Annotated in this window: 25 protein-coding genes; 16 read left to right on the top strand and 9 right to left on the bottom strand. The window is 63.6% G+C overall.

Annotated features, from left to right (window positions below; translation table 11 throughout):
- Positions 1-11 precede the first annotated feature (11 nt).
- The 11 genes from C9E81_RS17510 (at position 12) to kynA (ending at position 10,037) form a co-directional block, all read left to right on the top strand.
- The gene (locus tag C9E81_RS17510; RefSeq protein ID WP_122113641.1) at positions 12-575 is read left to right on the top strand and encodes a DUF4202 domain-containing protein; all 564 of its coding nucleotides are present in this window, start codon (positions 12-14) and stop codon (positions 573-575) included.
- A 10-nt stretch (positions 576-585) separates the two neighbouring features.
- Positions 586-1,278, top strand: a complete 693-nt coding sequence (locus tag C9E81_RS17505; protein ID WP_122113640.1) for a cobalamin biosynthesis protein CbiX — start codon at positions 586-588, stop codon at positions 1,276-1,278.
- Between the two features lie 41 nt (positions 1,279-1,319).
- Positions 1,320-3,605 carry a bifunctional salicylyl-CoA 5-hydroxylase/oxidoreductase gene (locus C9E81_RS17500; RefSeq protein ID WP_122113639.1) on the top strand — a complete coding sequence of 762 codons (2,286 nt, stop codon included), beginning with the start codon at positions 1,320-1,322 and terminating at the stop codon, positions 3,603-3,605.
- Positions 3,602-4,330 (top strand): SDR family NAD(P)-dependent oxidoreductase, encoded by a 729-nt coding sequence (locus C9E81_RS17495; RefSeq protein ID WP_122113638.1) that lies wholly within the window; start codon positions 3,602-3,604, stop codon positions 4,328-4,330. Before C9E81_RS17500 ends, C9E81_RS17495 begins: the two co-directional genes overlap by 4 nt.
- A complete protein-coding gene (locus C9E81_RS17490; RefSeq protein WP_122113637.1) occupies positions 4,327-4,764 on the top strand; it encodes a MarR family winged helix-turn-helix transcriptional regulator in 438 nt (145 codons plus the stop codon). Before C9E81_RS17495 ends, C9E81_RS17490 begins: the two co-directional genes overlap by 4 nt.
- The gene (locus tag C9E81_RS17485) at positions 4,761-5,573 is read left to right on the top strand and encodes an enoyl-CoA hydratase family protein (protein WP_122113636.1); all 813 of its coding nucleotides are present in this window, start codon (positions 4,761-4,763) and stop codon (positions 5,571-5,573) included. The genes C9E81_RS17490 and C9E81_RS17485 overlap by 4 nt, the downstream gene beginning before the upstream one ends.
- A gap of 69 nt (positions 5,574-5,642) precedes the next feature.
- Complete coding sequence (locus C9E81_RS17480; protein WP_122113635.1) at positions 5,643-6,797, top strand: acyl-CoA dehydrogenase family protein; 1,155 nt, start codon at positions 5,643-5,645, stop codon at positions 6,795-6,797.
- Positions 6,794-7,183 (top strand): acyl-CoA thioesterase, encoded by a 390-nt coding sequence (locus C9E81_RS17475; protein WP_122113634.1) that lies wholly within the window; start codon positions 6,794-6,796, stop codon positions 7,181-7,183. The genes C9E81_RS17480 and C9E81_RS17475 overlap by 4 nt, the downstream gene beginning before the upstream one ends.
- Positions 7,176-7,571: a RidA family protein gene (locus tag C9E81_RS17470; RefSeq protein ID WP_122113633.1), complete on the top strand. Its 396-nt coding sequence runs from the start codon at positions 7,176-7,178 to the stop codon at positions 7,569-7,571. Before C9E81_RS17475 ends, C9E81_RS17470 begins: the two co-directional genes overlap by 8 nt.
- A gap of 28 nt (positions 7,572-7,599) precedes the next feature.
- Positions 7,600-9,219, top strand: a complete 1,620-nt coding sequence (locus C9E81_RS17465; protein ID WP_122113632.1) for an AMP-binding protein — start codon at positions 7,600-7,602, stop codon at positions 9,217-9,219.
- Positions 9,216-10,037 carry a tryptophan 2,3-dioxygenase gene (gene kynA, locus C9E81_RS17460; RefSeq protein WP_122113631.1) on the top strand — a complete coding sequence of 274 codons (822 nt, stop codon included), beginning with the start codon at positions 9,216-9,218 and terminating at the stop codon, positions 10,035-10,037. Before C9E81_RS17465 ends, kynA begins: the two co-directional genes overlap by 4 nt.
- 137 nt (positions 10,038-10,174) lie before the next feature.
- Here kynA and C9E81_RS17455 read toward each other — a convergent pair whose 3' ends face one another.
- The 4 genes from C9E81_RS17455 to rsfS form a co-directional block, all read right to left on the bottom strand.
- Positions 10,175-10,918: a cytochrome c biogenesis CcdA family protein gene (locus C9E81_RS17455; protein ID WP_122113630.1), complete on the bottom strand. Its 744-nt coding sequence runs from the start codon at positions 10,916-10,918 to the stop codon at positions 10,175-10,177.
- A 118-nt stretch (positions 10,919-11,036) separates the two neighbouring features.
- The gene (locus tag C9E81_RS17450) at positions 11,037-13,679 is read right to left on the bottom strand and encodes an Rne/Rng family ribonuclease (protein ID WP_122113629.1); all 2,643 of its coding nucleotides are present in this window, start codon (positions 13,677-13,679) and stop codon (positions 11,037-11,039) included.
- A gap of 599 nt (positions 13,680-14,278) precedes the next feature.
- Positions 14,279-14,746, bottom strand: a complete 468-nt coding sequence (gene rlmH / locus C9E81_RS17445; protein ID WP_122113628.1) for a 23S rRNA (pseudouridine(1915)-N(3))-methyltransferase RlmH — start codon at positions 14,744-14,746, stop codon at positions 14,279-14,281.
- A 3-nt stretch (positions 14,747-14,749) separates the two neighbouring features.
- Positions 14,750-15,145, bottom strand: coding sequence for a ribosome silencing factor (gene rsfS / locus C9E81_RS17440; RefSeq protein WP_122113627.1), 396 nt, complete (start codon positions 15,143-15,145; stop codon positions 14,750-14,752).
- Positions 15,146-15,839: 694 nt separating this feature from the next.
- Here rsfS and leuC point away from each other — a divergent pair.
- Together leuC and leuD are read left to right on the top strand one after the other, a co-directional pair.
- Positions 15,840-17,270, top strand: a complete 1,431-nt coding sequence (gene leuC, locus C9E81_RS17435) for a 3-isopropylmalate dehydratase large subunit (RefSeq protein ID WP_122113626.1) — start codon at positions 15,840-15,842, stop codon at positions 17,268-17,270.
- A gap of 13 nt (positions 17,271-17,283) precedes the next feature.
- Positions 17,284-17,889 (top strand): 3-isopropylmalate dehydratase small subunit, encoded by a 606-nt coding sequence (leuD, locus tag C9E81_RS17430; protein WP_122113625.1) that lies wholly within the window; start codon positions 17,284-17,286, stop codon positions 17,887-17,889.
- A gap of 28 nt (positions 17,890-17,917) precedes the next feature.
- On the opposite strand, the gene C9E81_RS17425 is transcribed toward leuD, so the two are convergent.
- The 4 genes from C9E81_RS17425 to C9E81_RS17410 are packed head-to-tail and all read right to left on the bottom strand — an operon-like array spanning position 17,918 to position 20,425.
- Complete coding sequence (locus C9E81_RS17425; RefSeq protein ID WP_122113624.1) at positions 17,918-18,280, bottom strand: hypothetical protein; 363 nt, start codon at positions 18,278-18,280, stop codon at positions 17,918-17,920.
- A complete protein-coding gene (flhB, locus tag C9E81_RS17420; RefSeq protein WP_122113623.1) occupies positions 18,274-19,341 on the bottom strand; it encodes a flagellar type III secretion system protein FlhB in 1,068 nt (355 codons plus the stop codon). The genes C9E81_RS17425 and flhB overlap by 7 nt, the downstream gene beginning before the upstream one ends.
- The gene (locus C9E81_RS17415; RefSeq protein WP_243698707.1) at positions 19,338-20,078 is read right to left on the bottom strand and encodes a flagellar biosynthetic protein FliR; all 741 of its coding nucleotides are present in this window, start codon (positions 20,076-20,078) and stop codon (positions 19,338-19,340) included. The genes flhB and C9E81_RS17415 overlap by 4 nt, the downstream gene beginning before the upstream one ends.
- Positions 20,079-20,092: 14 nt before the next feature.
- Positions 20,093-20,425 (bottom strand): FHIPEP family type III secretion protein, encoded by a 333-nt coding sequence (locus C9E81_RS17410; protein WP_279432724.1) that lies wholly within the window; start codon positions 20,423-20,425, stop codon positions 20,093-20,095.
- A gap of 88 nt (positions 20,426-20,513) precedes the next feature.
- Between C9E81_RS17410 and C9E81_RS17405 the strand changes: the two genes are divergently transcribed.
- The 3 genes from C9E81_RS17405 to fliP are packed head-to-tail and all read left to right on the top strand — an operon-like array spanning position 20,514 to position 22,031.
- A complete protein-coding gene (locus C9E81_RS17405; protein WP_122113620.1) occupies positions 20,514-21,068 on the top strand; it encodes a hypothetical protein in 555 nt (184 codons plus the stop codon).
- Positions 21,069-21,072: 4 nt separating this feature from the next.
- The gene (locus tag C9E81_RS17400) at positions 21,073-21,330 is read left to right on the top strand and encodes a FliM/FliN family flagellar motor switch protein (protein WP_122113619.1); all 258 of its coding nucleotides are present in this window, start codon (positions 21,073-21,075) and stop codon (positions 21,328-21,330) included.
- A complete protein-coding gene (gene fliP, locus C9E81_RS17395) occupies positions 21,327-22,031 on the top strand; it encodes a flagellar type III secretion system pore protein FliP (RefSeq protein WP_243698706.1) in 705 nt (234 codons plus the stop codon). Before C9E81_RS17400 ends, fliP begins: the two co-directional genes overlap by 4 nt.
- Before the next feature lie 164 nt (positions 22,032-22,195).
- Here fliP and dxs read toward each other — a convergent pair whose 3' ends face one another.
- Entirely contained in the window at positions 22,196-24,133 is a 1,938-nt protein-coding gene (gene dxs, locus C9E81_RS17390; protein ID WP_122113618.1) for a 1-deoxy-D-xylulose-5-phosphate synthase, read from the bottom strand.
- Positions 24,134-24,151: the final 18 nt, after the last annotated feature.

The raw sequence follows: 24,151 nt of genomic DNA, 5'->3' as shown, positions 1-24,151 counted from the left end.
CGGGGCACGCCATGACCACACAGCTAGATCACGTCTTCACCGCCATCGACGCCGCCAATGCCAAGGATCCCACGCTGGAAGGCGACCAACCTGCTGCCCTGCTTTACGGGCAAAGGATGACCGCCGAACAGCAACGGCTCTTTCCCGAGGCAAGCGAGCCGCTGCGCATCGCCTGCCGCGGCCAGCATATCGAACGCTGGCTCTTGCCGCGTAGCGACTATCCGATGGACCGGTCGGGATATCTGCAATGGCGACAGGAACAGGGGCGCCGCCATGCCGAGCGGATCGCCGGGATCATGGCCGAGGCGGGCTATGATGAAGAGGATATCGGCCATACCCGCAAGATGCTGATGAAACAGGGGCTCAAGCGCGACGCGGATGTGCAGGCGCTGGAGGATGTGATCTGCTTCACCTTCATCCGCTGGTATCTGGGCGATTTCGCCGCCGAGCAGCCGGACGAAAAGATGCCCCGCATCATCGAGAAGACCGCCCGCAAGATGTCTGCCGAAGCCCGCGCGAAGGCGCTGAAGGAGTTCGACATTCCCGAAGCATTCGCGTCATATTTCCGCGATTGACAGGCGCAAGATGAGACGCGCCGTCATCGTTTCCCACGGACAGCCCGGAGACCCGGGGCCGCAACAGCGCGCCATCGAAGAACTGGCGGCACGGGTGGCCGATCACGACCCCGGCTGCCCGGTTCTTGGCGCAACGCTTGCCATGCCCGGCGCGCTGACTGAAACCTGCGACGATGACAGCCTGATCTATCCGATGTTCATGGCCGAAGGCTGGTTCACCGGCAGCGAACTCCCACGTCGGCTGAGTGCCGCAGGGGCGGCGAATGCGCATGTCATGCGCCCCTTCGGGACCGATCCCGCTCTGCCCGCCCTGATCGTGGCCAAGGCCCATGAGGCGGCTGTCTCGATGGGCTGGCATCCACAGGAAACAACGCTTCTGCTGACCGCGCATGGCTCGCAGCGCTCGCAGGCCAGCTTTCATATCACCCACGCGCTGGCCGACCTGATCGCCCCCCGTTTCGCCCGCGTCGTCACCGGCTTTGTCGAGCAGGAACCCTTCATCGCCAAGGCCGCAAGCGGCCTCGGGCAAGCCGTCAGTCTGCCGCTATTCGCGCTCAGGGCCGAGCATGTGCTGGACGATCTGCCCGCTGCGCTGGACGAGGCTGGTTTTACCGGCCCCCGCCTGCCTCCCATCGGGCTTGCCCCCGAGGTTCCCGGATTGATCGCCGCCGCCATCCGCCAAGAAATTTCAAACTTGAAATAATTTTACTCCTGTGCCAGTTTCTGCGCAGGAGGTAGTCCAGCATGAAGATTCTTTGCCTCGGCGGCGGTCCAGCAGGTTTGTACTTCGCGATTTCCATGAAGCTGCGCGATTCGGCGCATGAGGTGACGGTGATCGAACGCAACCGCGCCAATGACACGTTCGGTTGGGGCGTGGTGCTGTCGGACGATGCTCTGTCCCGGATGCAGAACAACGATCCCAAATCGACCGGCGCGATCCGCGACAATTTCATCTATTGGGACGACATCGCCGTCATCCGTGACGGACGGCGCGACGTCTCGGGCGGGCATGGCTTTGCAGGCATCGGACGCAAGAAGATGTTGACGCTGCTGCAGGAACGCGCCCGCGAGCTGGGCATCGAAATGCGCTTCGAGACAGAGTTCGACAGCGCCGATTCCTATCGCGCGGATTACGATCTGGTCGTTGCCTCGGACGGGCTGAACAGCAGGATCCGGACCGAGTATCAGGATGTATTCAAACCCGATATCGACACAAGGCTGTGCAAATTCATCTGGCTTGGCACGCATCAGAAATTCAACGATGCCTTCACCTTCATCTTCGAGCGTACCGAACATGGCTGGATGTGGGCGCATGTCTACCAGTTCGATGAGGACACCGCGACCTTCATCGTCGAATGCAGCCAGCAGACATGGGACAATTTCGGCTTTGAATTCATGTCCAAGGAAGAGATCGTCGAAACCTGCCGCCGGGTCTTCGAGGGTCATCTGGACGGGCACGAATTGATGTCGAATGCCGCCCATTTGCGCGGCTCGGCGGTCTGGATGAATTTCCCGCGGGTGATCTGCGAGCGCTGGTATCACGACAATGTCGTGCTGATGGGGGATGCGGCTGCGACCGGGCATTTCTCGATCGGATCGGGCACGCGGCTGGCATTCGACAGCGCCATCGCGCTGGCCGATTACCTGCATAGCGAGCCGACATTGCAGGATGCCTTCGAACGCTACCAGGAAGAGCGGCGGCTGGAGGTCCTGCGTCTGCAATCGGCGGCCCGCAACTCGCTGGAATGGTTCGAGGATGTCGAGCGTTATTTCGACCTGCACCCGATCCAGTTCACCTATTCGCTGCTCACCCGTTCGCAGCGCATCAGCCATGAGAACCTGCGCCTGCGTGATCCCGATTGGGTGCGCCGCGCCGAGGACTGGTTCCAGGAGCAGGCAGGCGGGCAAACGGGACGCGCGCCGATGTTCGCCCCCTTCAAACTGCGAGGAATGACGCTGAAGAACCGCGTCGTCGTTTCGCCCATGGCGCAATACAAGGCGGTGGACGGCAAGCCGACCAACTGGCACCTGGTGCATTACGGAGAACGCGCCAAGGGCGGCGCCGGGTTGGTCTATACCGAGATGACCTGCGTCTCGCCCGAGGGCCGCATCACCCCCGGCTGCCCCGGCCTCTATACGCCCGAACACGAGGCAGCGTGGACCGAGATCGTGGATTTCGTACATGACGAGACCGACGCGAAAATCTGTTGCCAGATCGGCCATTCGGGCCGCAAAGGCAGCACGAATATCGGTTGGGAGGGCATGGACAAGCCGCTCAAGGATGGCAACTGGCCTGTGATCTCGGCCTCGCCCATCCCGTGGTCGCCGGAAAATGCCGTGCCGCAGGAGATGACCCGGGCGCAGATGACCGAGGTCACGGACCAATTCGTTACTGCTACAAGGATGGCCGAGCGGGCGGGCTTCGACATGGTCGAACTACACGCGGCGCATGGCTACCTGGTCAGCAGCTTCATCTCGCCCGTCTCGAACCAGCGCGGCGACGAATATGGCGGCTCGCTGGAAAACCGGATGCGCTGGCCACTGGAGGTGCTGCGGGCGATGCGTGCGGCATGGCCCGAGGACAAGCCGATGTCGGTCCGGATCTCGGCCAATGACTGGGTCGGCGAGGATGGCGTCACCCCGCAGGAAGCGGTGGAAATCGCCCGGATGTTCCGCGAGGCGGGGGCCGATATCATCGACGTCTCGGCCGGGCAGACCACGACCGAGGCCCGCCCGGTCTATGGCCGCATGTTCCAGACTCCGTTCTCGGATCGCATCCGCAACGAGGCCGGGATCGCGACCATGGCCGTTGGCAATATCTATGAGACCGACCATGTGAACTCGATCCTCATGGCGGGCCGCGCCGATCTGGTCTGCCTTGCCCGCCCGCATCTGGCTGATCCCTACTGGACGCTGCACGCGGCGGTGAAGTTGGGAGATACCGCCAGCGAATGGCCCCTGCCCTATCTGGCGGGCCGCGACCAGGCCCGGCGGCTGGCCGAGCGCGAAGCCGAGGAAATCCGGGCATGAGTCCCCGCGTCCTCATCACCGGCGGCGGCAGCGGCAGCGGCGCGGACATGGCCCGGGCCTTTGCCGCGCAGGGGCATGAGGTCATCATAACCGGCCGCAATATGGACAAGCTGCAGGAGGTGGCGGGGGACGGTATTCGCGCCGTGCAGGGCGACGTCACCGAACCGGATCAGCTTCGCGCCATTTTCGAGGCCGCGGGTCCCTGCCAGATCGTCATCGCCAATGCGGGCGTGGCCGAGGCCGCGCCCTTCCACAAGGTCACGGCGGATCACTGGCACCGGATGATCGCCACCAACCTGACCGGCGTTTTCCTGACCTTCCAGCATGGGCTGGCGCAGATGTCCGAGGGCGGGCGGCTGATCGCCATCTCATCCATCGCAGGCATCCGTGGCGCGGCCTATGCCGCGCCCTATGCGGCCAGCAAGCATGGGGTGATGGGGCTGGTCCGCTCGCTCGCGCTGGAAGTCGCGCGCAAGGGCATCACCGTCAATGCCATCTGCCCTGGCTACCTGGATACCGAGATGACGCAGCGGACGCTCTCCAACATTACCGAGAAGACCGGGCGCAGCCGGGACGAGGCGCTGGCCTCGCTGACGGCAAAAAACCCGCAGGGGCGGCTGGTCGCGCCGGGGGAGGTGACGGCAACGGCGCTGTGGCTGGCCTCTGCGGGCGCGGCCAGCGTCAACGGGCAGGCCATCCTGCTGGACGGAGGGGAAAGCGCATGAGCGAGTTGTCGAAACGCCGTCTTAAGCTGTGGATCAGGATGCTGGGCGTCACCCGCGCCGCCGAGAACCGCTTGCGTGACTACCTGCGGCGCGAGCATAATACCACCCTGCCCCGTTTCGACGTGATGGCCGCCCTGTGGCGGCGGCGCGAGGGCGTGACCATGTCGGAACTGTCGCGGATGCTGCTGGTCTCGAACGGCAATGCCACGGCGGTGATGGATCGGCTGGAGGCGGACGGGCTGGCCAGGCGCGAATCCGAGGATGGCGACCGCCGCCGGGTCCGCGTGCGACTGACGCCGGAGGGGCTGGCCGCTTTCGAGGCGATGGCCGTGGGCCACGAGGCCGAGGTCGATGCGATCTTCGCCGATCTGACCGAAACCGATCTTGATACGATGCGCGAGATACTGGCGCGTGCAGGCAGGAGGGCCGAATGAAGAAAACCCAGATGGCCGGGCTGAAACCTGAACATTTCCTGTGGGAGGTCACGGACCGCATCGCGGTGATCAGGCTGAACATCCCCGAACGCAAGAACCCCCTGACCTTCGACAGCTATGCCGAGTTGCGCGACACCTTTCGTGCTCTGATCTATGCCGATGACGTGGATGCCGTCGTGCTGGCCTCGAATGGCGGCAATTTCTGCTCGGGCGGGGATGTGCATGACATCATCGGTCCGCTGGTCGCGATGGAGATGCCGGAGCTGCTGGCCTTCACCCGCATGACAGGCGATCTGGTCAAGGCGATGCTTCATTGCGGCAAGCCGGTCATCGCCTCGGTCGAGGGTGTCTGCGTCGGCGCGGGCGCGATCATGGCCATGGCATCGGACCTGCGGCTGGCCGCGCCTTCGGCCAAGGCGGCCTTCCTGTTCACGCGGGTCGGGCTGGCGGGCTGCGACATGGGCGCCTGCGCGATGCTGCCCCGGATCGTCGGACAGGGCCGGGCGGCAGAACTGCTTTACACCGGCCGGGTGCTACGCGCCGAGGAAGGCGAGCGTTGGGGTTTCTGGAACAGCCTGCACGAAAATGTCGAGGCAGCGGCGCTTGATCTGGCGCGGCAGATCGCGGCAGGGCCGGTCTGGGCGCATGGCATCACCAAGACCCAGTTGAACCAGGAATGGAACATGGGGCTGGACCAGGCGATCGAGGCCGAGGCGCAGGCACAGGCGATCTGCATGCAGACCCGCGATTTCGAGCGTGCCTATCGGGCCTTCGTCGCCAAGGAGACGCCGGTTTTCGAAGGAAACTGAGGGATCGGGGGCGCTGCCCCCGTCGCGCCGAAAGCGCGACTCCCCCGAGGTATTTGGACAAAGAAGAAGATGGATCGAAGCTTTCTGGATTGGCCGTTTTTCGAGGATCGTCATCGCGAGTTGGCGGCGGGGCTGGACGAATGGGCCCGGGATGCCTTGCCTGTGGATCACGGCGATGTCGATGCCGCCTGTCGCGGGCTGGTCGCGGCCCTGGGCGATGGCGGATGGTTGCGCCATTCGGGGGGCGAGAAGCTGGATATCCGCAGCCTCTGCCTGATCCGCGAGACATTGGCGCGGCATGACGGGCTGGCGGATTTCGCCTTTGCGATGCAGGGGCTGGGCATGGGGGCAGTGAGCCTGTTCGGAACGCCTTCACAGCGGGAATGGTTGGAGCGCACGCGGGCGGGGCAGGCTATATCCGCCTTTGCCCTGACCGAGCCGGGATCGGGTTCGGACGTGGCCCGAACCTCGACCGCGGCGCGGCGCGAAGGCGGTGGATGGGTTCTGGATGGCGAAAAGACCTATATCTCGAATGGCGGCATCGCCGATATCTACGTGATCTTCGCTCGCACGGGCGAGGCGGAAGGCGCCAAGGGACTCTCGGCTTTCCTGTTGCCCGCCGACACGCCGGGGCTGGAGGTCGTCAGCCGCATCGAGGTGATCGCGCCGCATCCGCTGGCGCATCTGCGGCTGGACGGGGTTCGGCTGCCCGAAGACGCGCTGATCGGCGAGGCGGGGGCGGGATTCCGCATCGCCATGACCGTTCTGGATCATTTCCGCCCCACGGTCGGTGCGGCGGCACTGGGCTTTGCCCGGCGGGCGCTGGACGAGGCGATGGCGCGGATCACCGAGCGGCAATTGTTCGGCGCACCGATGTCGGAATTGCAGATGGTCCAGGGCCATATCGCCGACATGGCGCTGAAAGTCGATGCAAGCGCGCTGCTGGTCTATCGTGCGGCATGGGCCAAGGATCAGGGCGCGGCGCGCATCACCCGCGAGGCGGCGATGGCCAAGCTGCATGCGACCGAGGCCGCGCAACAGGTGATCGATCAGGCCGTGCAGCTTTTCGGTGGCGATGGCGTGCGCAGCGGCACCCCGGTCGAAAGCCTCTATCGCGAGATCCGGGCGCTGCGCATCTACGAGGGCGCCTCGGACGTGCAGAAGCTGATCATCGCGCGGGCCGCCCTGGGCGATTTCCTTGCGGATCGGGACCAGGCATCATGAGCTATTCGCGCATCATCCCCATCGAATTCTGCCATTGCGACCCGGCAGGCATCGTCTTTTATCCGCGCTACGCCGAAATGGTAAACTCGATGGTGGAAAATTTTTTCATCGATGAGGTCGAATATCCGTTCGCGCGGATGATGGCGGCGGGCCAGGGCATGCCGACCGTCCGGCTGGAGATCGACTTCCGCAAGCCTTCGCGCCTTGGCGACCGGCTGGAATGGCAGCTTCGGGTCGAGCATATCGGGCGCAGTTCTGTCCGTTTCCTGGTGAATGCCGGGGACCGGCTGGAGGCGCGCAGCACCGTGGTCTGGATGGATCGTGACTTCACCCCTTCGCCATGGCCCGACCATATCCGTCAAACACTGGAGGCGCATCATGCATGAACAGCTTCACCCCGCGAACTGGAAACGCGCCGTCGGCTACGCAAACGGGATCTCGGCCCGCGGCCGGATGATCTTTACCGGCGGTCTTGTCGGGTGGGACACTGACCAGCAGTTCCAGAGCGATGATTTCGCCGCCCAGACCCGGCAGGTGCTGGAAAATATCGTGGCGGTGCTGGCCGAGGGCGGGGCCGGGCCCCAGCATCTGGTGCGGCTGACATGGTATGTGACCGACAAGCGGGAATACCTGGGCGCCCTGCGCGAAATCGGCGAAGCCTATCGCGAGGTGATCGGGCGGCATTTCCCGGCCATGGCGCTGGTGCAGGTCGTCGCGCTGGTCGAGGACCGCGCTAAGGTGGAAATCGAAGCGACGGCGGTCGTGCCCGACTGAACAAGAAGAAAACCGACAGGAGAGGAAGATGGCAAATCTGGGACCAAGCGGGCATATCGACAGCTTCACCCGCGATAATTTGCCGAAGCCCGAGGCATGGCCGCAGATCGACCTGTCGGGCTTTGACTATCCCGACTGGATCAATGCCGGGGCCGAACTGACCGATCACATGGTCGAGCGCGGCTTCGGCGACCGCAACGCGCTGGTCGGCAACGGTCGGGCGCGGACCTACAAGGAACTGTCCGACTGGACCAACCGCCTTGCCCATGCGCTGGTCGAGGATTACGAGGTCAAGCCGGGCAACCGCGTGTTGATCCGTTCGGCCAACAATCCCGCCATGGTGGCCTGCTGGCTGGCCGCAACCAAGGCCGGGGCGGTGGTGGTCAACTCCATGCCGATGCTGCGGGCGGGGGAACTGAGCAAAATCATCGACAAGGCGGAAATCAGCCACGCACTTTGCGACACGAGGCTGATGGACGAACTGGTCTCGGCCGCCAAGGGCTCGAAACACCTGAACACCGTGATCGGTTTCGACGGCACCGCCAATCACGATGCCGAGCTTGATCGCGCCGCATTGACCAAGCCGGTGCGTTTCGACGCCATCCGCACCGGCCGCGACGATGTGGCACTGCTCGGCTTCACTTCGGGCAGTACGGGCGAGCCCAAGGCGACGATGCATTTTCACCGCGACCTGCTGATCATCGCCGACGGCTATGCCAGGGAAGTGCTGGGCGTCACCCCCGAGGATGTCTTCGTCGGCTCGCCGCCACTGGCCTTTACCTTCGGCCTTGGTGGGTTGGCCGTATTCCCGCTGCGCTTCGGCGCCTCGGCGGTGCTGCTGGAGAACGCCTCGCCTCCGAACATGATCGAGATCATCGAGAAACACCGCGCCACCATCTGCTTCACCGCACCCACCGCCTATCGCGTCATGTTGCGGGCAATGGATGACGGCGCCGATCTGTCCAGCCTCCGCGCCGCCGTCAGCGCGGGCGAGACCCTGCCCGCACCGATATGGGAGGAATGGCAACAAAAGACCGGCAAGCCGATGCTGGACGGCATCGGCGCAACCGAGATGCTGCATATCTTCATCACCAACCGCTTCGACGACAGCCATCCCGGCTGCACTGGCCGCCCCGTCGGCGGCTACCGTGCCCGCATCGTGGACGAGAACGGCAAGGAGGTGCAGCGGGGCGAGACCGGGCGGCTCGCGGTGATCGGCCCGACCGGCTGCCGTTACCTCAACGATGAGCGGCAGGCCGAATATGTGAAGGACGGATGGAACCTGACCGGCGACAGCTTCTGGCAGGACGAGGACGGGCGTTTTCACTTCGCCGCCCGCTCGGACGACATCATCCTGTCCTCGGGCTACAATATCGCAGGTCCTGATGTCGAAGCCGCGCTTCTTGCCCATGACGATGTGCTGGAATGCGCGGTCATCGGTATCCCCGACGAGGAACGCGGCCAGATCGTGCAGGCCCATGTCGTGCTGGCCGAGGGCGTTTCCGCCGACGAGGCGACGGTCCTGCGGCTGCAACAGCATGTCAAGGATACGATCGCGCCCTATAAATACCCGCGCAGCGTGGTCTTTTGCACCTCGCTGCCAAAGACACAGACCGGCAAGATCCAGCGCTTCAGGTTGCGACAATGAGCTATGACCCCTCTGACGACGGCGCCCGCATGTCCTTTGACGGCCGGATGTCCTATGGCGATTACCTGGGGCTTGACCGGATCCTGACCGCGCAGCATCCGCTGTCCAAGGCACATGACGAGATGCTGTTCATCATCCAGCACCAGACATCCGAGTTATGGATGAAACTGGCGCTGCACGAGATGAACGCCGCACGTGCGGCCATCGCGGCGGGCCATCTGCAACCCGCCTTCAAGATGCTGACCCGGGTGGCCCGGATCATGGAGCAGCTCAACTCGGCATGGGATGTGCTGCGCACCATGACCCCGTCCGAATATACCGAGTTCCGCGAAAGCCTTGGCGAAAGTAGCGGGTTCCAGTCCTATCAGTACCGGATGATCGAGTTCGTGGCCGGAAACCGCAACATGGCGATGCTCCGCCCGCATGAGCATCGCGAAGAACTGGTCGCACCGCTGCGCACCGAGATCGCGCGCCCCTCGCTTTACGATGAGGTGCTGGCGCGGCTGCGGGCGGCGGGCTTCGATGTTCCCGAACGCGAAAGGCTGGATCAGCCCCACCGTCCCGATCCGGCGGCCCGCGCCGCTTGGGCTGCCGTCTATCGCGATCCGGCGCAATGGTGGGAACTGTATGAACTGGCGGAAAAGCTGGTCGATTTCGAGGATTACTTCCGCCGCTGGCGTTTCAACCACGTCACGACAGTGGAACGCATCATCGGTTTCAAGCGTGGCTCTGGCGGCACCTCGGGCGTGAACTATCTGCGCAAGATGCTGGATGTCGTCCTGTTTCCCGATCTTTGGGAACTGCGGACGGAATTATAGAGAGCATTGATATAGCAGAATGGATAATGCAGTTAGGCGCGGTATATCAGATCCCACGCGATGGCTGGAACCAACCTGCGGGAATTCGGACAAAGAAGAATCAGGCGCCTTTTATCAGCCGTGCCAGCGGTTCGGTGTCAACCAAGCTGCGCAAGCCCGGGAAAGGTTTCGAGCAACCAGTAGGAGAATGCCGAGAAAGCCCCAGTCAGCAGCATGGTTCCGACGATCAGCAGCAGCAGGCCCATGATGCGCTCGATCAGCTTGAGATGCGGCTTGATCCGGTTCATCACGCCGATAGCCCGATTGATGAAGATCGCCGCAAGCAGGAACGGGATGCCCAGCCCAAGCGCATAGACCGCCAACAGGCCGGTTCCCCGTGACATCTCGCCTCCGGCGGCGGCAAGCGACAGGATCATGCCCAGTTGTGGCCCGATGCAGGGCGTCCAGCCAAAGGCGAAGGCAAGCCCCAAAAGATATGCCCCGAAAGCGCCACCGCCCTGCTTGCCCGCCTCGATCCGCGCCTCGTGGTCGAGGATGGGGATCCGGAAGACATGCAGGAAATGCAGGCCCATGACGATCACCGTGACGCCTGCAACCTTGGCCAGCATGTCCTGGTATTGCAGGAAAGCCCGCCCGAAGGCCGAGGCCGCGAAACCCATGATGAGAAAGACCGTGGACAGACCGAGAACGAAAAACATCGCCGGCAACGCCGCGCTGCGCTCGCCCGTTTTCAACCCGTTCACATTCACCCCGGTCATATAGGCCAGGTAAGGCGGCACGATCGGCAAAACGCAGGGCGAGAGAAAGGACAGGATACCCGCCAGCAGCGCCACGAAAGCGGCGGGCAGGAAGGCGGCGGTGGCAAGTTCGATCCCAAACATGAAAGGCACCTTAAACGATGCTGTGTCCGACGAAAGCGGTCAATTCGTCACAGCTTCGTGCAGAGCCATATGAAATCGGGCCGGGCGCAGGAGAAAGGCTCCTGCACCCGGCATGTGCCTAGCCGCCGATCGACCACCAGCCGCGCCGCTTGGGCCGGGCAGCTTCCTCGGCAGTCTCTGCCATCTCGGCCTCCTGCGGCGCCTCGGGGTCGGCAACCGGCTGCGCCGGATCAGCCTCGGGCTTTTCTTCGGCGACAGGCGTCTCGGCCTCGGGGGTCGCGGATGCCGGTTCGAGGCTGTCTTCCGTCACTGCGGCAGGTTCGGGTGCAGCTTCAGCTACTGTCGTCGCGTCAGGTGTCGTTACAGCAGCCTCGGGCGCAGCTTCTGCCAAGGATTTAACGGTTTCCGCAGCCGGTTTCTCCGCCGTCTTTCGTGACCGGCTTCTGGGCGAAACGGTCGCCTCAGGGAATTCCTCGGCGCGCGGATCCTCGGGCTGGTCACGCAAATCGACCACCTCGGGCAATGAAGTTTCCGGCTGCTGCTCTTTCGGTGAATCACTCGTCTTGGGACTACGCGAGCGCGAGCGGGAGCTCGTCCGGCGGGTGGTTCTTTCTTCGGCAACCTCCGGCTCTGGCTGAGCGGTCACCTCTTCCGCTTTCACCTCGGCCTCGGCGGGATTCTCCGCAGGAGCCTGATCATCTCCGTCCGGGGCCGTGTCAGCCGGTGCTGCATCCGCGGATGCAGCATCGTCCTTTGGCGCGTCCTGTCCGCTACTGTCGCCACTTTTCCGGCGACGGCGGCGACGGCGGCGGCGGGAACGGCTGCCTTCTCCGGTCTCGTCCTCTGCTGATACACCGGCCTCGCTGCCGCTTTCCTCGGCCTGATCAAGGACATCCTCATCATCCTCGTCATCGATACTGGCCATCAATTCGGCATCGACCGACAAGGCCGCATGAGGCAACTCGGGAACAAGCCGGGTCGCGGTCTTGAATTTCTCGATCACGTAATCGGGCGAGATAAGCGCCGGATCGGCCTCGACCCGGACCGACAGCCCGTAACGCGCCTCGATCCCGGCGATATGTTCGCGCTTGATATTCATCAGGAAGTTCGCCACCGAGACCGGCGCCTTCACCAGCACCTCGCGCGAGCGCTTGCGCGTGCCCTCTTCCTCGATGGCGCGCAGGATGGTCAGCGCAAGGCTGTCATCCGAACGGATCAGCCCGGTGCCATGGCAATGCGGGCAAGGCTGGGTGGTCGATTCCAGCATACCGGGGCGCAGGCGCTGCCGGCTCATCTCCATCAGGCCGAAGCCCGAGATGCGGCCAACCTGAATCCGCGCCCGGTCGGATTTCAGCTTGTCCTTCAGGCGCTTCTCGACGGCCGAGTTGTTCTTGCGCTCGTCCATGTCAATGAAGTCGATCACGATCAGCCCGGCAAGGTCGCGCAGGCGCAGTTGCCGCGCCACCTCGTCGGCGGCCTCGAGATTGGTCTTGAGCGCCGTCTCCTCGATCGAGCCTTCCTTGGTGGCCCGGCCCGAGTTCACGTCAATGGCGACCAGCGCCTCGGTCACGCCGATAACGATATAGCCGCCGGATTTGAGCTGCACGACCGGATTGAACATGCCGCCAAGATAGCTTTCCACCTGGTAGCGGGCATATAGCGGCATCGAATCCGCGTAATGCTTCACATTGCGGGCATGGGACGGCATGATCATCTTCATGAAGTCCTTGGCCACGCGGTAGCCGCGCTCGCCCTCGACAAGCACCTCGTCGATCTCCTTGCTGTAGAGATCTCGGATCGAGCGCTTGATCAGGTCGCCTTCCTCATAGATCGGCGCGGGGGCGACGGATTTGAACGTCACCTCGCGGATCTGTTCCCACAATCGCAGCAGATACTCGTAATCGCGCTTGATTTCGGTCTTGGTGCGCTGACTGCCTGCGGTGCGGATGATCAGCCCGGCACCCTTGGGCACCGAAAGCTCGCCGGCGATATCCTTGAGCTTCTTGCGATCGGAGGCATTGGTGATCTTGCGGCTGATCCCGCCGCCACGGGCGGTATTGGGCATCAACACGCAGTAACGGCCGGCCAGCGACAGATAGGTGGTCAGCGCGGCACCCTTGTTGCCACGTTCTTCCTTGACCACCTGCACCAGCATGATCTGGCGGACCTTGATGACCTCCTGGATCTTGTAGCGGCGCGGGCGCGGTTTCTTCGTGGCGCGGATTTCTTCGGTCACGTCCTCATCGGCGACCGACTCGATGCTGTCATCCTTGTCGGAAGCGTCGGCTTCCTCAGCCCCGTGATCCTCTGCCTGGTTATCCCCGGTATCCCCGGCGGATTTGTCATCCCCGGCATCATCGACCTGCGCCTCGGCACTGACGGTCTCATCGTCACTCTGCGCCTTCGCCGCCTTGGACGACGACCTGCGCCGTTTGCTGCCACGGCTGGATTCCTCGGCCTCCTGCGCCTCGGCATAGGCCTGCTCCTCGGCGATCAGGGCATCGCGGTCAGCAGCGGGAATCTGGTAGTAATCCGGATGAATCTCGGCGAAAGCGAGGAAGCCGTGACGGTTCCCGCCGTAATCCACGAACGCCGCCTGCAACGAGGGTTCGACCCGCGTCACCTTGGCCAGATAGATATTCCCCGAAATTTGCCTTTTGTTTACAGTCTCGAAATCAAATTCTTCGACCTTGGTTCCGTCGACCACGACCACCCGAGTTTCCTCGGCATGGGTGGCATCGATCAGCATTTTTTTTGCCATTGTTATGTCTTTCGCGCAGGATATTCCCGGGCGGCGCCGATGGCACCGTCCGGGATTGACTGCGACATGATTGGGGCGCGGGCGCGGCAACTGCGACGGCCATCGGGACGGCGAGGCAATCTGCCTGCCCTCTCCCTCTCCATCCATTCGTTGCGCGCGTCATCGCGTCTGTTCCTTTGTGGGACCCGGGGGACCGTAATGGTCCGGGCCAGTGCTTATCGTCATCCCGGTGCGGTTGATCGCGCCTGAGACGGGGTTTTCCGCGTGGCACATGCCGCCCATTGACGGGACAGAGGTGCCGCGCTGCGAAACTGTTGGCGCCGCTCGACCCGCAGATGCGTGGCTTGGGCACGTAACCCACAACATAGAGGTGCTGGTGGGGGGAGTTCAATGGCGAAAAGGAATCCGGCTGTCGGAGCGGAGAGATCCTGCTGGTTCCGGACTGGTTTCGAAACCGGATGAACCTTGCGCTCCGCGATGGCCGGAGACCGGCCCCGGAGTCCCTTGTATTACCTTGGCAAAGAAGGAAGACCGCCAGGTTCCCGGCAAGGACAAGGCGGTTTCAGCGCTGTCGTCCACTCCCTTGCCGGCCGAGACCATCATTCGCGATGATAGGGACTGCCCGCGAGAATGGTCACCGCGCGGTATAATTGCTCGGCAAGCATCACGCGCACCAGCATATGCGGCCAGACCATCCTGCCGAAGCTGATCTGCCAGTCGGCGCGGTCACGCAAAACCGGATCGAGGCCGTCGGCCCCGCCGATCACGAAACAGAGATCGCGGGCCTGGTCACGGAAAGTGGCGATCCGCTGCGCGAAATCCGGCGATGTCGGCTGCTCGCCCCGCTCGTCCAGCATCACCAGCGCCGCGCCTGCAGGGATCGCGCGCGACAGGAGTTCGGCCTCGGCCGCCATGCCAGCGCCGCGCTTGTCCTCGACCTCGATCACCCGTATCGCGGGCAGGCCAAGCCCGCGACCGGTCTTGGCGAAACGGTCAAGGTAATCGGCGACCATCGCCGCCTCGGGGCCCTTGCGGAGCCGCCCCACGGCGGCGATGTCAATACGCATCGCCTATTGTGGGCGGGTGCTGGCCTCGCGCACGCGGCCAAGCGCGTCGGCGGGCATCCACATCTTCTCGAGCTGATAGAAGTCGCGAACCTCGGGGCGGAAGACATGGACGATGACATCATCGGTGTCGATCAGCACCCAATCGCCGGTGTCCTTGCCCTCGATCCGGGCGGTGCGCCCGGTCGCCTGCTTGAAGCGTTCGGCCAGTTTTTCGGCGATGGCACCCACTTGGCGCGCGCTGCGGCCCGATGCGATCACCATGTGATCCGCCATGGCCGAGCGTCCGCGCAGGTCGATGGTAACGACGTCCTCTGCCTTGTCATCTTCAAGCGAGGACAGGATGCGGGACAGAAGCTGTTCGCTGCTCAGCTGGCTTCCCGCGGCGGTCGCAGCCGGCATGGGAGCCGGCGAGACGTCTTGTGACAGGGTTGTATCCTCCGGTCAGCACGCCGATCGCCCCCGGCGCAGGGGTACCCTAAAGATAACATCTTTTCGCTCCATCTCAATCGGTGCCGTTAAAATCGTAGCTATCTCCCCGTCCGGCTGTTGCCATGTCGTCCGGCAGCCGAACCTCGCGCATAATAAGGACGACCGTCCATGCAAGCGCCGCGAATGCCAGCGGCATCAGTTTGCGGTCGATCGGCAACCTGAAAGATGCGCACCATTTTCGACCGGCTTTCGTGACTGCGCAGCCTACCAGTCAAAGGCGGCGAAACCATGCGCGCCAAAGGCCATGCCATCACATCCTGCTCGGCGCCAGCATGACCAGGAAACCAGTATCATCCCGATCACGATCCCTGCACAGCGTTGGTCCGTTCGCGGTTCACATACTCTATCCTCCTCTCCTTGCAGCGATTGGAAACTGCTGCCCCCACCCGGCAAGCCTCCGCCGATATTGCTTCGCGCGGGAATCGAGCGTAAAACGCCCTCATGTCCGGATTCATCTATTTCGATATCCATGACCGCGCACGACTGCCTTCGCGGTTCTACGGTGAAACGCTCTGCATAACGGCGCGCGGCTGACGGCCGGCGGCCTTGCGCCGTCCCTGCCCGACCCGCATATCATTCGCATCACAGCCGAAAGCCAAGAGCCATGACGAATCCCGAAACCGCCCCGCGGACATTGTATGACAAGATCTGGGACGCCCATGTGGTCGATCGTTCCGAGGACGGCACCTGCCTGCTCTATATCGACCGCCACCTGGTTCACGAGGTGACCAGCCCGCAGGCCTTCGAGGGGCTGCGCATGACCGGCCGCAAGGTCCGCGCCCCCGAACGCACCATCGCCGTGCCCGATCACAACGTGCCAACGACGCTGGACCGCCAGAACGGCATCGACAACGAGGAATCCCGTATCCAGGTCGATGCGCTGGACAGGAATGCCCGTGAATTCGGCGTGCATTACTATCCGGTCAACGATATCCGGCAAGGCATCGTGCATATCGTCGGACCCGAACAGGGCTGGACCCTGCCCGGCATGACCGTGGTCTGCGGTGACAGTCACACCGCCACCCATGGTGCATTCGGCGCGCTCGCCCATGGCATCGGCACCTCCGAGGTCGAGCATGTGCTGGCCACGCAAACGCTGATCCAGTCGAAATCGAAGAACATGAAGGTCGAGGTCACCGGCCGCCTCGCTCCCGGTGTCACCGCCAAGGATGTGGTGCTGGCGATCATCGGCAAGACCGGCACGGCGGGCGGCACCGGCCATGTCATCGAATATTGCGGCGAGGCGATCCGCAACCTGTCGATGGAAGGCCGCATGACGATCTGCAACATGGCCATCGAGGGCGGCGCGCGGGCCGGGCTGATCGCGCCGGACGAGACCACGTTCGAATATGTCAGGGGGCGCCCGCATGCTCCGAAAGGCGCGCAATGGGAAGCCGCGGTGAACTGGTGGAAGACTCTTCATTCCGATGACGAGGCGCATTGGGACAAGGTGGTGACGCTGCGAGGCGAGGATATCGCGCCGACCGTGACCTGGGGCACCAGCCCCGAGGATGCGCTGCCGATCACCGCGAATGTGCCCTCCCCCGAGGATTTCTCGGGTGGCAAGGTGGAAGCGGCGCGGCGCGCACTGGATTACATGGGGCTGACCGCCGGAACGAAGCTGACCGATATTGCCATCGACGCGGTCTTCATCGGCTCCTGCACCAATGGCCGGATCGAGGATCTGCGTGCCGCCGCCGATGTGCTGCGGGGCCGCAAGCTGGCCCAAGGCGTGCGCGGCATGGTCGTGCCCGGCTCGGGTCTGGTGCGGGCGCAGGCCGAGGAGGAAGGGCTGGACCAGGTCTTCAGGGATGCCGGCTTCGAATGGCGGCTGGCCGGGTGCTCGATGTGCCTGGGCATGAATCCCGACCAATTGGCACCGCAGGAACGCTGTGCCGCCACTTCGAACCGCAATTTCGAGGGGCGCCAGGGCTACAAGGGCCGCACTCACCTGATGTCGCCCGCCATGGCGGCGGCGGCGGGGGTGGCCGGCCATCTGGTCGATATCCGCGAATTCGCGTCCGAAACTGCCTGAGGAGGCCCCGATCATGGATAAATTCATCACCCTGACCGGGATCGCAGCGCCCATGCCGCTGGTCAATATCGACACCGATATGATCATCCCCAAGCAGTTCCTGAAAACCATCAAGCGCAGCGGGCTGGGCGTGAACCTGTTCGACGAGATGCGCTATGATCGCGACGGCAACGAGCTGCCCGATTTCGTGCTGAACCAGCCCGCCTACCGGGACGCGCAGATCCTTGTCGCCGGGGATAATTTCGGCTGCGGATCATCGCGCGAACATGCCCCATGGGCTCTGCTGGATTTCGGCATCCGCTGCGTCATCTCGACCAGCTTCGCCGATATCTTCTTCAACAATTGCTTCAAGAACGGCATCCTGCCGATCACCCTGCCGCAAGAGGCGGTGGACGTGCTGATGGATGACGCGCGCAAGGGCGCCAATGCCCGGATGACCGTCGACCTGGAAAACCAGACGGTCAGCACCTCGGACGGGCAGGAATTCCATTTCGAGATCGATCAATTCCGCAAGCATTGCCTGCTGAACGGGCTGGACGATATCGGGCTGACCATGGAAAAGGCCGAAAGCATCGACAGCTACGAGGCCCAGATGGAACAGGCCCGCCCCTGGGTCTGATCCCGCACCCGGCGCGGCACGGGGCCGGTCAATCCTGCCTGCCGCGCCGTTTTGCCTGCGCCAGTTCCCGCAGCGCCTCTGCCCGGCCGAATTCGCGGGCGGCCACGCGCCGGGCCTGCTCGAAGCCGGGAGTCATGCGTGCCAGCTCCAGATCGGCCATGCGCAATTCGCGGGCCGCACGACCTGCCTGCGCATTCGCCACCCTGGCTTCGGGCAAGCTGAGCGGGGAATCGCTGCGATAGCTTTGTTCAAGCGTGTTCCGCAACTGCTCTACACGCTGCCGCGCGGCAGTCATATGCTGGTTGAACGCGGCGAACTTGCGCAGCTCGCGCTCGGCTTTCAGCCGGGCAATCCGCTCCAGCGCGGCGAGTTTCCCGGCGTCATTCACCATCCCTGCCGCGCCTTTTGCCGCATTCTCTCGGCAAAACGGATGGCAATGGCGACCGCGGCGAAATGTTCGCGCCTGATCTCTTCGCCGATCTGGACGGTGCCATGCAGGGCACGGGCGCAGGGCGGGTCCGAATAGATCGGCACCTCGTGTTCCCGCGCCCTTTCCCTGATCCGGGCGGCCACGTCATCCGTGCCCTTGGCCAGACAGACCGGTGCCCGCCCGCTGCCGCGCCGCCATTCCAGCGCGACGGCGTAATGCGTGGGGTTGACGATCACCACATCGGCCTTGGCGACATCAGCCAGCATCTGCTTCATGGCGATATCCACGGCCTTCCGGCGGCGTGCGGCCTTCAGATGTGGGTCGCCCTCGGAATCCTTCTGCTCGTCCTCCATCTCCTTGCGGGTCATGCGATGCTTGTGCAGATACTCATGCCGCTTCCACAAAATATCGATCACCGCCAGCACCGCCGATGTGGCAATCGCCAGCATCAGCACCTTCAGCAACAGATTTCCCAGCATCGTGACCCATTGCGCATCCGCACCGAGCGGACTAGCGGCAAGCCGCTCCAGCAAAGAGGCAAACAGATACCACCCGCCCAGGCAGGTCAGCACGGCCTTGAGCACCGAGATACCGAAAGTCATCAGCCCCGACATGCCGAATTTCTGCGCAGCGTTCTTGACCGGATTGATGCGCTTGAAATCGAAAGCCAGCTTCTTGGCCGAAAAGACCAGCCCGCGTTGCGCGACCAGGCCCGACAGGATCGTCATGACCGGCACGGCAAGCAGGGCGAAAAGAGCAAGTCCCGCATATTGCGCAAGCGAGGTGGCGAGGGCGAAAACCGATTCCAACGGCCAGCCTCCGTCCCCCATCGCCCGTGTGGCCATTGCCAGCCAATGCGTGATGGCATATCCCGCACCGACAGCGAAAACCAGCCACGCCCCCAGATACATGGCCAGCACGTTCACCTCGGTCGAACGGGGAACATCGCCATCCTGCCGGGCCTTCTGCAGCTTGCGCTCGCTCGGCTCGAATGGCTTGTCGTCCTTTTTTTCCTCGCTCATCCTGGTCCCGGCAGGCTGTAGTCAAGCACCGCGTTCGCCCACAATTCCACCAGCACCGGCCCCAGCAACGCCGCCCCCGCCAATGCCAGAAAGATCGAGGCGGGCGAGCCGATGAACACCACCGGAAGCGCGGGCATGACCCGGTTGATCAGGCCGGACAGCGCCTGGAAGATGAAACCGCCAAGCGTGAATGGCGAGGCGAGCAAAAGCGCGAACGCGAAGCCGTGGGCGAATATCCGGATCGCCTCGGGCACCAGCGTCGCGGCATCGGGCCAGCCACCGGGCGGCCAGAGCGACAGGCCGTCAGCCATCAGTCGCAACAACATGATGGGCAGCCCCATGGCCATAAGGATTGCCACCCCGCCCAGATGCAGCAAATTGCCGAGCGGATGCGGCGCCGCCTCGTTGGGAACACCGACGATCTGCGACAGCGAGGCCGTGGCCGCAATCGCCGTCGTCGCGATATCGATGGCTCCGGCAAGAATGCGCAACAATGCCCCGCTGGAAAAACCGATTGCCATTTCCGAGCCAATCTGCGCCGCAATCTCCAGCGGCCCTGGTGGGATGGCCACAGCCGTAACCGGAGTGGTCAGCAATGGGGTTATCGCCACGGCGACAGCAACCCGGACGCGCACCGGGATATTGCGCTCACCCAGTCCGGGAAGGATCAGGATACAGGCCTGAACCCGCGCGTAGACAAGCACCATCGCCCAGTTCAGTTCCGGAAACTGCGTCATGGCCACATCCCACATCAGGCCGCCTGCACCGTGCCCGCCAGATGCAGATCGGCAGAGGTATCGACCTCCTCCAGCCCGATCACCGGCGTCGCGATCCCGTTCGAGGCGAGAACCGCGCGGATCATCCGTCGCCGGTGATCGGGCGCAAGGATGACGACGCGCGAAGACAGGTTTTCTGCCAATGCCTTGCGCACGGCCTCCGTCAGTTTCCCGGACAGGGCAGGCGTGATGGCGCCACCGCCCCCGCGTCCTGTCTCGCCATCGGATTTGACGAATTCGGCCTCCCAAGCGGGATGAAGCTGCAAGGCCTCCATCCGGCCCGTCTCATCCGAATATTGCTGCGTGATCTGACCGGCTGCGCAGCATGATGCGCGAGCGCCAGGACGAAAGTATCAAGATCCTGTCGGGCTGGATCGAAAACAAGGAGAAAGCCTGATGGCAAGCGCTGCGATCAAGCTGGAATCCTTTACTTCGGACAGGCGCCGCGAAACCGTGCAGATGTTTTCGCAGGAAGAATTGGACAATGCCCGTGCCGAGGGCTTTTCCGAGGGTCGCACGGAACGCGAAAACGAAGGGGCGGAACAACTGCGCGCCGGGTTGGAAAAGCTTGCCGGGGCGCTGTCCGAAAACGATGAGCAGGCCGCGAAAATAAGGGCCGAAGCGGTCGCCGCATTCATTCCGCTGCTATCCGGAATCGTCGATGCGCTTGCCCCTTCGGTCACCTCGCAAAGGCTGGAACAGGCCCTGACGGTAGAGCTGAGCCGGCTCGCCCGGGAGGTTACTCCGGTCCGGGTGCATATCTCGTGCAGCGAGACGCTTCGTGGACAGGTCGAGAATTGCATCAGCAAAAGCGGACTAAAGCAAATCGAGATCGAGACCACGGCCACGGATCATGTCCTTCTGTCCCTTTCGGGCGGCAGTATCGAGTTCTCGCAAGAGAAACTCGCAGATCAGATCCGCGAGCTGATCGATGAAATCAAGGAGACATGACAGCATGGACGAAGTGAAGAACCTGATCGACACCGACAATATCCAGCTGGAGGTCAGCATAAGGCTGGGACAAACCCGTCAGACCGTCGCCCAGCTTTCGGCCCTGAAACCCGAGGATGTGCTGGTGCTGGACCAGACCATCGATGACGGGGGCGAGATCTGCGTGGGTGACAGGGTTATCGCGCGCGGTGAACTGACCGGAGACGGCTCTCCGGAGGATCGGCTTTGCGTGCGGATCACCGGCGCGACGGAGGAAATGTGAGACCGGCATGGTTCCTGCTGCCGGTGCTGATACTGCCATCACCGGCACTGGCACAGGATACGTTCCAGCAGGCGGCCGGGAGCCTGGGGCAGAACTCTGTCCTGATCATGCTGGCGCTGACGGTGCTGTCGCTGGCACCCGGCATCCTGATCACGGTGACTTGCTTTCCCTTCATCGTCACGGTGCTGTCGATCCTGCGCCAGTCACTGGGATTGCAGCAATCGCCGCCCAACATGCTGATCATCGCCCTGTCGATGTTCCTGACATGGTTCATCATGGACCCCGTCCTGCGCGAGGCCTGGCAGGTCGCGGCCGCTCCATTGCGCGATGGCGAGATCGGTCTCGCCGATGCCTTTCAGCGTGGAATTCTACCGTTCCAGCAATTCATGGCCAATCGGACCGATCCCGACACGCTGGACAGGCTGGCCGAGATCGCTCCGGGCACCGGCGGTCCGCCCGATCGCCTTTCGGTGCTGGTCCCCTCTTTCATGTTGTCCGAATTGCAGCGGGCGTTCGAGATCGGTTTCCTGATCGCCCTGCCTTTCCTGATCATCGACCTGGTGGCGGCGGCGGTGCTGATGTCGATGGGCATGATGATGGTGCCACCAGTGGTCGTCGCCCTGCCCTTCAAGCTGGCTTTCTTCGTCGCGGTCGATGGCTGGGCACTGATCGCCGGGGCCCTGGTGCGCAGTTATCAATAGCTGGCCTTGGGCCGATTCAGGGAGCATGTTCCGTTGCGTCCCATAATGGCCGGGACAGTCTCCGGTCCCCCGGGGATATTTGCACGAAATTGAATGCGGTGGGATCGGGAAAACCATTCCGCAACTGGAGGTCCGATCGAATCCGGAGTGTCCGTTGCCCTGCTTTAACCGTTCTCCGCGCGGCGCCCCTGCAGGTTCCCGAGACCGAGCACCTCGAGCACCTTGGCCTCGATATGCGGAGCGTTCAGAGCCGAACTGTCATACATCGCATAAGGCGCGTCGTGGTCCACGAAGCGGTCGGGCAGCACCATCGAGCGGTATCTCAGCCCGTGATCGAAGACACCCTCTTCGGCCAGAAGCTGCGCGACATGGCTGCCGAAACCGCCCACGGCCCCCTCTTCGATGGTGATCAGTGCATCATGTTCTGCCGCGAGGCGCAAGATCAGGTCACGGTCCAGGGGCTTGGCGAAACGGGCATCGGCGATGGTCGGGGCAATACCCCTCGCGTGCAGGGCCTCGCATGCCTTGGTTATCTCGGAAAGGCGGGTGCCGAATGAAAGGATCGCAACGCCCTTCCCCTCGGCGACGATCCTGCCCTTGCCGATTTCCAGCACCTCGCCATGTTCCGGCAGATCGACACCGGTGCCCTCGCCGCGCGGGAAGCGGAAGGCGATGGGGCCGGAATCATGGGCGGCGGCGGTGGCGACCATATGCATCAGTTCCGCCTCGTCGGCAGCGGCCATAACCACGAAGCCCGGCAGGTTCGACAGGTAGGCGATGTCATAGGCCCCCGCATGGGTCGGCCCGTCCTGCCCCACCAGCCCCGCCCGGTCGATGGCGAAGCGCACCGGCAACCCCTGCACCGCCACGTCATGCACGACCTGGTCGTAGCCACGCTGCAGGAAGGTCGAATAGATCGCGCAGAACGGCTTCATCCCGCCCGCCGCCAGCCCGGCAGCGAAGGTCACGGCGTGCTGCTCGGCAATGCCGACATCAAAGCTGCGGCGCGGAAAGCTTTCGGCGAATTTCTTAAGCCCGGTGCCGTCGGACATGGCCGCCGTGATGCCCACGATCCTGTCGTCGCGGCTGGCCTGATCGATCAGCGCGCGCGCGAAGACCGAGGTATAGCTGGGCGCATTCGGCGCAGGCTTGGCCTGAACCCCGGTCATCAGGTCGAACCTGCCCGTCGCATGGCCCCTGTCCGAGGCGGTTTCGGCGGGCGCGTAGCCCTTGCCCTTTTTCGTCACCGCATGGATCAGCACCGGCCCGGTCGCGCGCGCCTTGACCGTGCGCAGCAGCGGCAGCAATTGTTCCAGGTCGTGACCATCCACCGGGCCGATATAGGAAAAGCCCAGTTCCTCGAACAAGGTGCCGCCGACGGCCATGCCCTTGAGCATCTCCTTGGCGCGGCGGGCGCCTTCCTGCAGCGGTTCGGGAAGGAAGCCGACCGCGCCCTTGGCGACAGCCTTGAGTTCCTGGAACGGCCCACCGGTATAAAGGCGCGTCAGGTAGGAGGACATCGCGCCGACAGGCGGCGCGATCGACATCTCGTTATCGTTCAGAATCACGAAGAGCCGCTTGCCCATATGGCCTGCATTGTTCAGCCCTTCATAGGCCATCCCCGCGCTCATGGCGCCGTCGCCGATCACCGCGACCGCGTCGCCCGGATCGCCGCCCAGGTCGCGCGCCGCCGCGAAACCGAGCGCCGCCGAGATCGAGGTCGAACTGTGCCCGGCGCCGAAAGGATCATAGGAACTTTCGGCACGCTTGGTGAAACCGGCCAGCCCGCCTCCCATACGCAGAGTGCGGATGCGGTCGCGCCGCCCGGTCAGGATCTTGTGCGGATAGCATTGATGGCCGACATCCCAGATGATCTTGTCACGCGGCGTGTCGAACACGGCATGCAGCGCCACGGTCAGTTCGACGACGCCCAGCCCGGCGCCCAGATGGCCGCCGGTCACGCTGACGGCGCTGATCGTCTCGGCCCGCAATTCATCGGCAAGCTGATACAGCTCCCGGTCGGTCAGGGACTTCAGGTCCGAGGGCAGGCTGATCCTGTCAAGGACCGGCGTCTGCGGGCGATCTGTCGTGAAATCAGACATGGGGCTGGCGCTCCGGCA

The organism is Paracoccus alkanivorans (assembly GCF_003697785.1).
In the GTDB taxonomy this organism is placed as follows: domain Bacteria; phylum Pseudomonadota; class Alphaproteobacteria; order Rhodobacterales; family Rhodobacteraceae; genus Paracoccus; species Paracoccus alkanivorans.
Note: the sequence above shows the minus strand (reverse complement) of the source record. Positions and strands in the feature narration are given on the sequence as shown.

What these genes read in the sequence shown, in the direction of transcription:
- leuD (WP_122113625.1), top strand. Translation starts at nt 17,284, where the DNA reads ATGGATAAATTCATCACCCTGACCGGGATCGCAGCGCCCATGCCGCTG.
- rlmH (WP_122113628.1), bottom strand. Translation starts at nt 14,746, where the DNA reads ATGCGTATTGACATCGCCGCCGTGGGGCGGCTCCGCAAGGGCCCCGAG.
- rsfS (WP_122113627.1), bottom strand. Translation starts at nt 15,145, where the DNA reads ATGCCGGCTGCGACCGCCGCGGGAAGCCAGCTGAGCAGCGAACAGCTT.
- C9E81_RS17465 (WP_122113632.1), top strand. Translation starts at nt 7,600, where the DNA reads ATGGCAAATCTGGGACCAAGCGGGCATATCGACAGCTTCACCCGCGAT.
- C9E81_RS17425 (WP_122113624.1), bottom strand. Translation starts at nt 18,280, where the DNA reads ATGGTGAATGACGCCGGGAAACTCGCCGCGCTGGAGCGGATTGCCCGG.
- C9E81_RS17510 (WP_122113641.1), top strand. Translation starts at nt 12, where the DNA reads ATGACCACACAGCTAGATCACGTCTTCACCGCCATCGACGCCGCCAAT.
- flhB (WP_122113623.1), bottom strand. Translation starts at nt 19,341, where the DNA reads ATGAGCGAGGAAAAAAAGGACGACAAGCCATTCGAGCCGAGCGAGCGC.
- C9E81_RS17490 (WP_122113637.1), top strand. Translation starts at nt 4,327, where the DNA reads ATGAGCGAGTTGTCGAAACGCCGTCTTAAGCTGTGGATCAGGATGCTG.
- dxs (WP_122113618.1), bottom strand. Translation starts at nt 24,133, where the DNA reads ATGTCTGATTTCACGACAGATCGCCCGCAGACGCCGGTCCTTGACAGG.
- C9E81_RS17505 (WP_122113640.1), top strand. Translation starts at nt 586, where the DNA reads ATGAGACGCGCCGTCATCGTTTCCCACGGACAGCCCGGAGACCCGGGG.
- C9E81_RS17485 (WP_122113636.1), top strand. Translation starts at nt 4,761, where the DNA reads ATGAAGAAAACCCAGATGGCCGGGCTGAAACCTGAACATTTCCTGTGG.
- C9E81_RS17455 (WP_122113630.1), bottom strand. Translation starts at nt 10,918, where the DNA reads ATGTTTGGGATCGAACTTGCCACCGCCGCCTTCCTGCCCGCCGCTTTC.
- C9E81_RS17480 (WP_122113635.1), top strand. Translation starts at nt 5,643, where the DNA reads ATGGATCGAAGCTTTCTGGATTGGCCGTTTTTCGAGGATCGTCATCGC.
- C9E81_RS17400 (WP_122113619.1), top strand. Translation starts at nt 21,073, where the DNA reads ATGGACGAAGTGAAGAACCTGATCGACACCGACAATATCCAGCTGGAG.
- C9E81_RS17450 (WP_122113629.1), bottom strand. Translation starts at nt 13,679, where the DNA reads ATGGCAAAAAAAATGCTGATCGATGCCACCCATGCCGAGGAAACTCGG.
- C9E81_RS17470 (WP_122113633.1), top strand. Translation starts at nt 7,176, where the DNA reads ATGCATGAACAGCTTCACCCCGCGAACTGGAAACGCGCCGTCGGCTAC.
- C9E81_RS17415 (WP_243698707.1), bottom strand. Translation starts at nt 20,078, where the DNA reads ATGACGCAGTTTCCGGAACTGAACTGGGCGATGGTGCTTGTCTACGCG.
- kynA (WP_122113631.1), top strand. Translation starts at nt 9,216, where the DNA reads ATGAGCTATGACCCCTCTGACGACGGCGCCCGCATGTCCTTTGACGGC.
- C9E81_RS17500 (WP_122113639.1), top strand. Translation starts at nt 1,320, where the DNA reads ATGAAGATTCTTTGCCTCGGCGGCGGTCCAGCAGGTTTGTACTTCGCG.
- C9E81_RS17475 (WP_122113634.1), top strand. Translation starts at nt 6,794, where the DNA reads ATGAGCTATTCGCGCATCATCCCCATCGAATTCTGCCATTGCGACCCG.
- leuC (WP_122113626.1), top strand. Translation starts at nt 15,840, where the DNA reads ATGACGAATCCCGAAACCGCCCCGCGGACATTGTATGACAAGATCTGG.
- C9E81_RS17495 (WP_122113638.1), top strand. Translation starts at nt 3,602, where the DNA reads ATGAGTCCCCGCGTCCTCATCACCGGCGGCGGCAGCGGCAGCGGCGCG.
- C9E81_RS17405 (WP_122113620.1), top strand. Translation starts at nt 20,514, where the DNA reads ATGGCAAGCGCTGCGATCAAGCTGGAATCCTTTACTTCGGACAGGCGC.